Origin of the sequence: [Borrelia] finlandensis (assembly GCF_030438365.2) — a bacterium.
Classification (GTDB): domain Bacteria; phylum Spirochaetota; class Spirochaetia; order Borreliales; family Borreliaceae; genus Borreliella; species Borreliella finlandensis.
This window is the reverse complement of sequence record NZ_CP124070.1, coordinates 82,784-94,418: the sequence shown is the minus strand read 5'-3', so window position 1 is coordinate 94,418 and position 11,635 is coordinate 82,784. Positions and strand designations below refer to the sequence as shown.

At 30.9% G+C, this 11,635-nt stretch carries 11 protein-coding genes; all 11 read left to right on the top strand.

Features of this window, described 5'->3' with window-relative positions; all coding sequences use genetic code 11:
- Positions 1 to 3 precede the first annotated feature (3 nt).
- The 11 genes from QIA19_RS01025 to QIA19_RS00975 all read left to right on the top strand — a co-directional run bounded on the left by QIA19_RS01025 (position 4) and on the right by QIA19_RS00975 (position 11,633).
- On the top strand, positions 4 to 390 hold the full coding sequence (locus QIA19_RS01025; protein WP_301365167.1) for a hypothetical protein: 387 nt from the start codon (positions 4 to 6) through the stop codon (positions 388 to 390).
- 178 nt (positions 391 to 568) lie between these two features.
- Entirely contained in the window at positions 569 to 1,168 is a 600-nt protein-coding gene (locus QIA19_RS01020) for a V-type ATP synthase subunit E (RefSeq protein WP_301365166.1), read from the top strand.
- Positions 1,169 to 1,177: 9 nt separating this feature from the next.
- Positions 1,178 to 1,723, top strand: coding sequence for a hypothetical protein (locus tag QIA19_RS01015; protein WP_002661908.1), 546 nt, complete (start codon positions 1,178 to 1,180; stop codon positions 1,721 to 1,723).
- A gap of 13 nt (positions 1,724 to 1,736) precedes the next feature.
- Positions 1,737 to 3,464: a V-type ATP synthase subunit A gene (locus QIA19_RS01010; protein WP_301365163.1), complete on the top strand. Its 1,728-nt coding sequence runs from the start codon at positions 1,737 to 1,739 to the stop codon at positions 3,462 to 3,464.
- A 24-nt stretch (positions 3,465 to 3,488) separates the two neighbouring features.
- Entirely contained in the window at positions 3,489 to 4,793 is a 1,305-nt protein-coding gene (locus QIA19_RS01005; RefSeq protein WP_008882586.1) for a V-type ATP synthase subunit B, read from the top strand.
- Between the two features lie 2 nt (positions 4,794 to 4,795).
- Complete coding sequence (locus QIA19_RS01000; RefSeq protein WP_301365162.1) at positions 4,796 to 5,404, top strand: V-type ATP synthase subunit D; 609 nt, start codon at positions 4,796 to 4,798, stop codon at positions 5,402 to 5,404.
- Positions 5,401 to 7,227, top strand: a complete 1,827-nt coding sequence (locus tag QIA19_RS00995) for a V-type ATP synthase subunit I (RefSeq protein WP_008882839.1) — start codon at positions 5,401 to 5,403, stop codon at positions 7,225 to 7,227. Before QIA19_RS01000 ends, QIA19_RS00995 begins: the two co-directional genes overlap by 4 nt.
- 16 nt (positions 7,228 to 7,243) lie before the next feature.
- On the top strand, positions 7,244 to 7,678 hold the full coding sequence (locus QIA19_RS00990) for an ATP synthase subunit K (protein WP_008882539.1): 435 nt from the start codon (positions 7,244 to 7,246) through the stop codon (positions 7,676 to 7,678).
- A 71-nt stretch (positions 7,679 to 7,749) separates the two neighbouring features.
- Complete coding sequence (locus QIA19_RS00985) at positions 7,750 to 8,730, top strand: hypothetical protein (RefSeq protein WP_008882446.1); 981 nt, start codon at positions 7,750 to 7,752, stop codon at positions 8,728 to 8,730.
- A gap of 31 nt (positions 8,731 to 8,761) precedes the next feature.
- The gene (gene lepA, locus QIA19_RS00980) at positions 8,762 to 10,561 is read left to right on the top strand and encodes a translation elongation factor 4 (RefSeq protein ID WP_162470429.1); all 1,800 of its coding nucleotides are present in this window, start codon (positions 8,762 to 8,764) and stop codon (positions 10,559 to 10,561) included.
- Between the two features lie 121 nt (positions 10,562 to 10,682).
- Positions 10,683 to 11,633: an L-lactate dehydrogenase gene (locus QIA19_RS00975; RefSeq protein ID WP_301365160.1), complete on the top strand. Its 951-nt coding sequence runs from the start codon at positions 10,683 to 10,685 to the stop codon at positions 11,631 to 11,633.
- The last annotated feature ends 2 nt before the right edge of the window (positions 11,634 to 11,635 follow it).

The following is an 11,635-nucleotide window of genomic DNA, read 5'->3' as shown; positions in this document are numbered from 1 at the left end:
TAAGTGAATATATCGAAATTTAATGAATTTGAAAATGTATTGTTTCACATTTGCCTTGATGTTGATTTTGTGCTTGAGAATGAATTTGGCAATTCTTATGATATTCACCCCAACAGGCCCTTTAGGGGTAAGGCTGCAAATGGTCTTTTAGATGGTCTTTTTAGTGTTACAACAACTTTTACGTCAGGCTATGGATCTAAGTTTGGAAGAGGTTATTTGATTATTATTGAGATATTAACTTTAAATTTTCTTGATGATGAATTTTGGGATAAGATAAATAAAAGGGGTATTGAAATCTTTAGAGAAGGACTTAAAAATAAATTTCCAAGCAAAAATCTTGATATAGTGCTTGATGGTAATGTTTATAAAATTATTGGACCATTTTTTTAATGGTTGTAGTATTTTCTAATAGTTGAGAATAAATATATTCTTTAAAGAAGTATTATTGCGCCAACTTGATATATTTTTTAATATTGTAAAATTTTTGATATTAGAAATTTTTTTTTAAAGTTTTGTTTGCTAATAAGTGTTAAGTTATTATTTTTATCTTATATGATAAGGAGTTTTGATGCAATTTGAAGTAAAGGATCTGATAAATAAAATTAAAAAAGATGGGCTTGAAGAAGCTGAGAGAGCATCTAATGATATTATTTTGAAGGCTAAAAGAGAGGCAGAAGAAATAGTTGCTAGAGCAGAAGAAGCTGCTAGAGTATTAAAGGCAAAATCAGAGAAAGAAGCTAATGATTATAAATGTCATGCCCTTGAAGCTTCTCGTCAGGCAATAAGAGATTTAATTATTGGAGTTGAAAAGAATCTTAAATCTCTTTTTGAAAATGCTTTAAAAGATAATGTGACGGAAGTTTTAAGTGATAATAATTTCTTAGCAGAGCTTATAATTAAAATAACGGATTCATGGGCTAAGGGAGAAAAATTAGTTATTCAATTAAATGAATCTGATTTTTTTAGTTTAGAGCAGATATTAAGACTAAAGCTTGGCAATAAGCTTAAGGAAGGGATGGAGCTTAGGCCTTTCAGAGGCATAAGCAAAGGTTTTAAGATTCAAAAAAAGAATATTGGTTTGCATTATGATTTTTCAGCTGAAACTATTGCAGACATTCTTTTTGATTATCTTAATCCAAGATTTAAGGAAGTTATAAAAGTGGTCTAGGAGACTTTTGTGTTGGATTCATATTATTATGTTTTATCTTCTTTGCCTTATATTGATTTAAAATCTTTGAAAAATTATAGTGTTTCAGATTTTTTAAATAATGTCGAAATTTCTTTAAGTAAAAAGGACTTCAATTTTTTAAAAGAGTTGCTAGAATTTAGGGTAGATAGGGGTAAGTCAAGAGTTATTGACCTTTTTCTTGATTTTGAAGATACAATAAGGTATACACTTGCAGCTTTAAGGGCAGAAAAATTGGGATTGTCTAAGGATTTTTATTTAGAATCTACTTATTTTTCAAGTTACTATCTGAGTATTTTGAAAAACATCTGCTTGAAAGAAAATCCTTTTGAAATAGAATTAAGTTTTGACCTTCTTAAGTGGCAATTTTTAACTGATCTTGAGGTTGGGCATGAATTTGATTTTGAAAAATTAATAATTTACTTTTTAAAGTTAAGGTTATTTTTAAGGCATAATTTATTTAAAGAAAAATTGGGTATTCAAAATTTTGACAATATTTGTAAAAATTTAATTGATAAAACTAATGAAAAAGTTTAGAAAAGGAATTTAAATGAATACAAAAGGAAAAGTCGTTGGAGTTAATGGAAACTTAGTTACTATTGAGGTAGAAGGTTCAGTTTCTATGAATGAAGTTTTATTTGTAAAGACTGCTGGTAGAAATTTAAAAGCAGAAGTAATTCGTATTAGGGGCAATGAAGTTGATGCACAGGTTTTTGAATTAACAAAAGGGATATCTGTTGGAGATCTAGTTGAATTTACAGACAAACTTTTAACAGTTGAACTTGGACCGGGCCTTTTAACTCAAGTATATGATGGGCTTCAAAATCCTTTGCCTGAATTGGCTATTCAATGTGGATTTTTTTTAGAAAGGGGAGTATACTTAAGGCCCTTGAATAAAGATAAAAAGTGGAATTTTAAAAAAACCTCCAAAGTTGGAGACATCGTTATTGCAGGAGATTTTTTGGGTTTTGTAATTGAGGGAACTGTTCACCATCAAATAATGATTCCATTTTATAAAAGGGATTCTTATAAAATTGTGGAGATTGTAAGTGATGGCGATTATTCGATTGATGAGCAAATTGCTGTAATTGAAGATGATTCTGGTATGAGGCATAATATTACAATGTCTTTTCATTGGCCTGTTAAAGTTCCTATTACTAATTATAAGGAACGCCTTATTCCTAGTGAACCTATGTTGACTCAAACTAGAATTATAGATACATTTTTCCCAGTTGCCAAAGGTGGAACTTTTTGTATTCCAGGGCCTTTTGGAGCAGGAAAAACGGTTCTTCAGCAGGTTACAAGTCGAAATGCTGATGTTGATGTAGTGATTATTGCAGCTTGTGGTGAGCGAGCAGGAGAAGTGGTAGAAACTCTTAAAGAATTTCCCGAATTAATGGATCCAAAAACCGGCAAGTCTTTAATGGACAGGACTTGTATTATTTGTAATACATCTTCAATGCCAGTTGCAGCTAGAGAAGCTTCTGTTTATACTGCTATTACTATTGGTGAGTATTACAGGCAAATGGGCCTTGATATTCTTCTTTTGGCAGATTCAACTTCAAGATGGGCTCAAGCAATGAGAGAAATGTCTGGTCGCCTTGAGGAAATTCCTGGTGAGGAGGCTTTTCCGGCATATCTTGAGTCTGTTATTGCTTCCTTTTATGAAAGGGCAGGCATTGTAGTTCTTAATAATGGAGATATTGGATCTGTAACAGTTGGTGGCTCTGTAAGTCCTGCTGGTGGTAATTTTGAAGAGCCAGTTACTCAAGCAACTTTAAAAGTTGTAGGAGCATTTCACGGGCTTACAAGAGAAAGGTCTGATGCTAGGAAATTTCCAGCTATTAGTCCTCTTGAATCTTGGAGTAAATATAAAGGCGTTATTGATCAAAAAAAGACCGAATATGCAAGATCTTTTTTGGTGAAAGGTAACGAAATTAATCAAATGATGAAAGTTGTTGGAGAAGAAGGCATAAGTAACGATGATTTTTTAATTTATTTAAAATCCGAGCTACTTGATTCATGCTATTTACAGCAAAATTCATTTGATTCTATTGATGCTGCTGTTAGTTCAGAGCGTCAAAATTATATGTTTGATATAGTTTATAACATTCTTAAAACTAACTTTGAGTTTTCTGATAAGCTTCAAGCAAGAGATTTTATAAATGAGTTAAGGCAAAATCTTTTAGACATGAATCTTTCTTCTTTTAAGGAGCATAAGTTTAATAGGTTGGAGCATGCTTTGGGTGAATTGATAAATTTTAAAAAGGTAATTTAGGGGGGGGGTTGGAGAAATATATATATGAAAAGAGTCTATAGTAAAATAGAGTCTATAGCAGGCAATGTAATAACTGTTACAGCTCAAGGTATTAAGTATGGTGAGCTTGCTATTGTGAAAGCAAAAGATACAAGTTCTCTGGCCGAAGTAATTAAGCTTGATCGAGAAAAAGTTTCTCTTCAGGTTTATGGTGGTACAAGAGGTGTTTCCACGTCAGACGAGATAAAGTTTTTAGGGCATTCAATGCAGGTTTCATTTTCTGACAATTTGTTGGGTAGAATTTTTGATGGTTCTGGGAATCCTAAAGATGGGGGCCCTTCTCTTGATGATAATTTGATTGAAATTGGTGGGCCTTCTGCAAATCCTACAAAACGTATTGTTCCTAGAAATATGATAAGGACAGGGCTTCCAATGATAGATGTTTTTAATACTCTTGTTGAATCTCAAAAATTGCCAATTTTTTCTGTTTCTGGTGAGCCTTATAATGAGCTTCTTATAAGAATTGCACTTCAAGCAGAAGTTGATTTAATAATTCTTGGCGGAATGGGACTTAAGCATGATGATTATTTAACTTTTAAAGATTCTTTGGAAAAGGGAGGTGCTTTAAGTAGAGCAATTTTTTTTGTTCATACCGCTAATGATTCTGTTGTTGAATCTTTAACTGTTCCCGATATTTCACTTTCTGTTGCTGAAAAGTTTGCTCTAAAGGGCAAAAAAGTTTTGGTGCTTCTCACAGACATGACAAATTTTGCTGATGCAATGAAAGAAATATCTATTACAATGGAACAAGTGCCTTCTAACAGAGGTTATCCCGGGGATTTATATTCTCAGCTTGCATATCGTTATGAGAAGGCTATTGATTTTGAAGGTGCAGGATCAATTACAATACTTGCAGTTACAACAATGCCGGGTGACGATGTTACTCATCCTGTTCCTGATAATACCGGATACATTACAGAAGGCCAATACTATTTAAAAGGCGGCAGAATAGAGCCTTTTGGGTCTCTTTCAAGACTTAAGCAAATGGTAAATAGTAGAACTAGAGACGATCACAGGACTATAATGGATTCAATGATCAAGCTTTATGCATCTTCAAAAGAGTCTGTAGAAAAAAAGGCTATGGGGTTTAATATGACTAAGTGGGATGAAAAATTGCTCAAGTATAGCAATATGTTTGAAAGCAAGATGATGGATTTGTCTGTTAATATTCCTTTAGAAGAGGCTTTAGATTTAGGTTGGAGCATTCTTGCTAGTTGTTTTAGCCCAAAAGAAACGGGAATAAAAACAGATCTTATTGAAAAATATTGGCCTAAAAAAGAGACTTATTGATTATGTCTAAAATTAAATTGACCAAAAATGATCTTAAAAAGCAAAAAGACGAACTTAAAATGTTTAAGAGATATTTGCCTACTTTGCAGCTTAAGAAGCAGCAGCTTTATATGGAAATTGTTAAAATTGAGAATTCTTACAAGATCAAAAATCTTGAGCAACAAAAACTTAAGGAGAATATTTCTAATTGGATTTCTCTTTTTAGTGAAAAATTTCCTTTTGAGAGTTGGATTCAAGTAAAAACAGTGGTCAAAAAGTCTTTAAATATTGCTGGAGTTGCAATTCCTATATTCGATTCTATTGAATATGAAGACATAAGGCATGATTTACTTTTTACTCCTTATTGGGTAGATAAGGGGATTGAGATTCTTAAAGTTGTGATTCAAATTGATGTAGAACTTAAAATTTTAAAAAAACAGATTGATTTGCTTTTAAGAGAGTTTCGAATAACATCTCAGAGGGTTAATTTATTTGAGAAAGTTATGATACCAACAGCTAAGGCTAATATAAAAAAAATTAATATATATCTTGGAGATCAGCAAACTTCGGCTGTTGTAAGAGGCAAAATTGCTAAATCTAGTTTGATAAAAAAAAATAGGAACAGCTTATGATTGTAAAAATGAAAAAAGTTTTACTTTTAACTTTATCAAAATATAAAAAAGAGTCATTAGAGATTTTAAGAGATTTTGGAGCAGTTCATATTAATTCTTGCAACAAGAATTCAGATTCTTTAAAAAAAAGCATTGATGATAGACGAATTTTAATGCAAGCTTTTTCCCTGCTTAAAGAAGATGGAGGTGTTAAAGCTTTAAAATCTTCTAATGGAAATTTTTTAGATATTGCAAAAAGCATAGTCAATTTAGGCAATGAAATTAAAGAATTTCAAGATATTAAACGATCTTTATTACATGAAAGGAATTTGATTTCTGTTTGGGGAAATTTTTCTTTAGAGAATATTGACGAATTAAAAGAGTCTAACATTTATATTCAATTTTTTAAAATCCAAAAAAGTGAATATAAAAATTTATTAAGAGACCCTAATGTCAATGTGCTTTTGATTAAAAATGTAAAAAACACTTCTTATTTTGTGAGTGTTGGTGAGTTTGAGCAAAAAATTGAAATTGCCGATGAGTTTAAATTTAATTTTGATCTTTATTATATTAATAATAAATTAAAGGTTGTTGATGAGATTTTAGATCAAAAATTAACACAAATTTCTCTTTTTAATAAATATATTGATATTTTAAGAGATGAGATAAAAAATTACGATCAAATCGTAGAGTTTGAGCAAGTTTTAGCTGATATGCAAACTGATTTTGAAGATTTTTCGTATATTACAGGATTTGTTCCAGCTGAAAGTCAAGAATCTCTTAAAAGCGCAGTTTTAAAAGCAGGTTTTGCAGCGCAATTTGCAGATCCTGAAGAAAATGATATTATTCCAACTTATATAAAAAGAAAAGGAATTGCCAATTTAGCTGCACCCATTTTTAATATTTTAGAGACAATTCCTGGGTACAAAGAAAGGGATATAAGTTTTATCTTTATGTTATTTTTCTTTGTGTTTTTTGGTATGATAATAGGTGATGCAGCTTATGGAGTGATATTTTTTTTGATAGGAATTTTGCTTAGTTTGAGTTTTCTTCTTAAGGGCAAGCCCTTAACGCCATTTCATGGGTTAATATTTTATCTGAGTGTATCATCGATAATTTATGGTGCTATGACTGGGACTTGGTTTGGTAGTCCTTTAATTCTTGAAATGTTTCCTATTTTAAATTCATTTAAAGTTAGTTATTTGACAGAGAAAAATAGTGTACAAAATATTATCTTTATCTGTTTTTCAATAGGGGTTTTGCAAATTTCATTGGCGCATGTTTGGAATTTTTTCAGACAGGTAAAAGAAAAGCCCCATATTCATTCAATTGCACAGATTGGTTGGCTTATGTGTATAGTTGGACTTTATTATCTTGTTTTGAATTTAATACTAAGTCAATCTAGATTTCCCATGTATAATGTTGTTTATAATGTAATATATTTTGGCGTTGCACTTGTATTTGTTTTTGGTAAGCAAGATGGTTCAAATTTTTTCAAGTGTATATTGAAAAGTTTTGGGGGTATTATAGAACAGTTTTTAACCACTGTGTCGGGGTTTGCAGATATAATATCTTATATTAGACTTTTTGCAGTTGGGCTTGCGGGGCTTTCAATATCAGCAAGTTTTAATACTATGTCGATACCTTTGTTAAAATCTTCTAATATTGGTCTTATAGTAGCTGGAATTATTGTCATACTTTTTGGGCATGTTTTAAATATAATGTTATCTTTGCTTTCAGTGATTGTTCATGGAGTAAGGCTTAATATGCTTGAATTTTCAAACCATTTAGGGCAAGAATGGAGTGGATGTGCTTATAGGCCTTTTAAAAAAATGAAAAAATAAATAAAAAGGAGTACTTATGGATATAGGTTTAATAGGGGTTAATTCAGCTTTAACAATCTCAGCAATAGGTTCTGCGTTGGGTATGGGGGCGGCAGGTAGTGCTGCTATTGGAGCATGGAAGAGATGCTATATGCAAGGAAAGCCAGCACCATTTTTATTGATCGTTTTTGTTTCAGCACCATTGACTCAAATAATATATGGATATATTTTGATGAACACGTTATATGAGGTAATGATGCAGACAAATCCATGGTTGTTGCTTGGAGCTGGTATTGGTGGTGGGCTTGCCATTGCTGTTTCTGGGTTTGCTCAAGGTAAAGCGGCAGCAGGTGCTTGCGATGCATTTTCTGAAACTGGGAAAGGATTTGCCACATATCTATTAGTTTTAGGATTAATAGAATCTGTTGCTCTTTTTGTAATGGTATTCTTAATGATATTTAAGTTTGTTTAATTTTGATTTATTATTTCTTTTAATATTAAATTTTCTCGTAATTTATGAGTTAATTTAATATATTTATTATTATGAGAAATGTGGTTTTATTTTTTTTTGCTTTGCCTTTTTCTATTTCTTTGAATTCTTCAAGTAATAAAAATTTTCCGTATTGGATTTTACTTGAAAAAGGCAGGCAATTTCTTTATTCTAAATCTGAATTTAGTAAGTCTAATCTTACACATGCTATTAATTATTTGCAGGAAGCTTTGCTTAGAAAAGGCGTTTATCCTGAAGCTAGTTATTATTTGTCAGTAGCTTATGGTATGTCTGGCAATGCTATTCTTGAAAAATTAAACCTTTACAAGTCTTTTGAAGACAGATATTATTTACTAGATGAATCTTTTGAAAAAAAAATACTTTTTTCTTTAGCTAAAATGGCTGAGCTTGAGAATAATTATGTTGATACTATTGATTATTTGAATGACATATTAAATAAGTTTTCAACTAAAAAAGATTATTATAGTTATCATGATTATTCTCAAGGCGAAAATAGTATGCCAAACAATGAACTTAATGCTTCATTTTATTTGACTTCTTATTTAAAACAAGTAAGAGGAGCTTTTGGTATTGATTTTACTTTTAATCTTTACAGATTTAAAAACTACAATGTTATTGATACTCATCAATTATTGTCAAAAGTTTATTTGCACTTAAAAGCTTATGAACTTTCAATTACTCATGGACTTATAGCTGCAGTAGGAATTTTAACAAGAATGTATGATTATGTTTGTTATTATGAACCTGTGTATCAGTTTAAAAATTTAAGGTCTTTTGTTCAAAAAATTAATAAGTACAAGGCAATAAAAAATGCTTTTGAATCTACAGATTTTTGGGAAATAGTTTATAATGTTGCTACTGCTACTTATGCATATTCTAATGGCAATTATAAATTTAGAGCAATAGATACTTGGAAATTAATAGTAGATCTTGCACCAAGGTTTTCTCCTTATATTGCGAAATCAAGAAGTCAAATTAAAGATTCTGTATATTTAAAAAAAAATAATTTTTAAATTTTGACTTGTAGTTCAGGGGGGAAGTAGTATTAGTATTCGTAAGAAAAACTTTTGCATTATTGCACACATTGATCATGGTAAATCTACATTAGCTGATCGATTTATTCAAAAGGCTAAAATAATATCTGATCGTGATTTTAAAAGTCAAATGCTTGACAGTATGGATATTGAGCGAGAAAGAGGAATTACAATTAAAAGTCAGGCAGTAACAATTACCTATAAAAGTAATGATGGTGATTTTTATGAGTTAAATTTTGTAGATACTCCAGGCCATGTTGATTTTTCTTATGAAGTCTCAAGGGCAATTTCATCTTGTGAGGGTGCTCTTTTATTAATTGATGCAAGTCAGGGAATACAAGCCCAAACAGTTTCTAATTTTTATATGGCTTTTGAGCATGATTTAGAAATTATTCCCGTTATTAATAAGATAGATCTTCCAAATGCTAATGTTGATTTTGTAAAAAAGCAAATAAAAAATGATTTAGGATTAAATGAAGAAATTGCTATTTCGATTTCTGCTAAGAATGGAATAGGAATTGATGATTTGCTTGAAGCTATTTGTAAGTATGTGCCATCTCCTAGGGGAAGTATTAAGGATCCATTAAGAGCATTAATTTTTGATTCTCATTATGATTCTTATAGAGGAGTTGTTGTTCACTTTAGGATTTTCGAAGGACAAATCAAAACGGGCGATAAGATTAGGTTAATGCATACTAATAGCGAGCATTTAATTGAAGAGATCGGAATTTTTAAAATATCACTTGAAAGAAAAGATACCTTAGAAGCAGGAGATGTTGGATATTTTATTGCAGGAATAAAAAATATATCAGATGTGAAAATTGGAGATACAGTAACACTTTGTGATTTTCCTGCATTGTCTCCTCTTGAGGGATTTAAAGAAGTTAAGCCTGTAGTGTTCTCTTCAGTTTATCCTGTTGATGCTAATCAATATGATGATCTTTTAAAGGCAATGGATAGATTAAAACTTAATGATGCATCGTTAACATTTGAAAAAGATTCATCATCTGCTCTTGGGCATGGTTTTAAGTGTGGATTTCTTGGTCTTTTGCATTTAGAAGTTATTCAAGAACGCATTGAGCGTGAATTTAATTTAAATGTGATATTGACTTCTCCTTCTGTTAGATACAAAATAATTCCTAAAAAGGGAGAATCTTATTTTATTGAAACTCCTGAGCAATTTCCCGGAAATGAAGCTATTGAAAGCGTTCTTGAACCTTATATTAAGGCCAATATTATTGTTCCTACAGAATTTTTGGGCAATATTATGAGTGTGTGTTTATTGAAAAGAGGAGTTCAGACGAACTTAATTTATCTTGATACTAAGCGTGTTGAACTCATTTATAAAATGCCTCTTTCTGAAATCCTTTTTGATTTTTATGATAAAATTAAATCCGTGAGCCGTGGATATGCTTCTTTTGATTATGAGCTTTTAGATTATGAATATACAGATTTGGTAAGATTAGACATATTAGTCAATGGAGATAGAGTTGATGCGCTCTCTCAGTTGGTTTTTAAAGATAGCGCCAGAACTAAGGCTATTGGGATTTGTAAAAAGTTGAAAGATGAAATAGCAAGGCAACAATTTAGAATAGCCATTCAAGGTGCTATTGGCTCTAATGTTATTGCTCGAGAGACAATCTCTCCTGTTAGAAAAGATGTTACTGCCAAGTGTTATGGTGGTGATATTACTCGTAAGAGAAAACTTTTGGAAAAGCAGAAAGAAGGTAAAAAGCGAATGAAGATGGTGGGAAATGTTGAGATTCCACAAAGTGCTTTTCTTGCGGTTCTAAAATCCAATGATAATTAAATTTGTTTTTAATTTTTAAAGGTATGTGATTGGCAAAGCCCTTAGAAATGCGATAGAATATTTTTATCATTACTTATTTAAAATTAGTTTTGTATATAGTTTTAATTTATATGGAGTAATTATGCTTAAGTCTAATAAAGTTGTTCTTATTGGAGCTGGTGGGGTTGGTTCAAGCTTTGTTTATGCTTTGACAATAGACAATTCACTTGTACATGAACTTGTAATTATTGATGTTAATGAAAGTAAGGCAAAAGGGGAGGTCATGGACCTTAATCATGGCCAAATGTTTTTAAAGAAGAATATTAATGTATTGTTTGGGACTTACAAAGATTGTGCTAATGCAGATATTGTTGTAATTACAGCAGGACTTAATCAAAAGCCTGGTGAGACAAGACTTGATTTGGTTGATAAAAATTCTAAAATTTTTAAAGATATTATAACTAATGTTGTATCTAGTGGTTTTGATGGTATTTTTGTTGTTGCAAGCAATCCTGTAGACATTATGACTTATGTTACAATGAAATATTCCAAATTTCCTATTCATAAGGTTATTGGTACTGGGACTATTCTTGATACTTCAAGACTTAGATATTTTTTAAGTGATCATTTTAATGTGAATACTCAAAATATACATTCATATATTATGGGTGAGCACGGTGACAGTTCTTTTGCTACGTGGGATGAAACAAAAATAGCAATGAAGCCTTTGTCAGAATATCTTGCTGAAGGTAAAATAACTGAGTTGGAGCTTGATGAAATTCATAAAAAGGTTGTGAATGCTGCTTATGAAGTTATTAAGTTAAAGGGGGCAACCTATTATGCTATTGGACTTGGTATTAAGAATATTGTAAATGCAATAATTGGAGATCAGAATGTTATTCTGCCAATATCTTCTTATATTAATGGCCAGTATGGGGGATTGATTAAAGATATTTATATTGGAGCACCTGCTATAGTTTGCAAGGAAGGGGTCAAAGAAGTTTTAAACTTTAAGATAAGCCCTAAAGAGCTTGATAAGTTTAACAGTTCTGCTAATCAGCTTAAAAGCTATATTGATAAAATAGAATTTTAGTA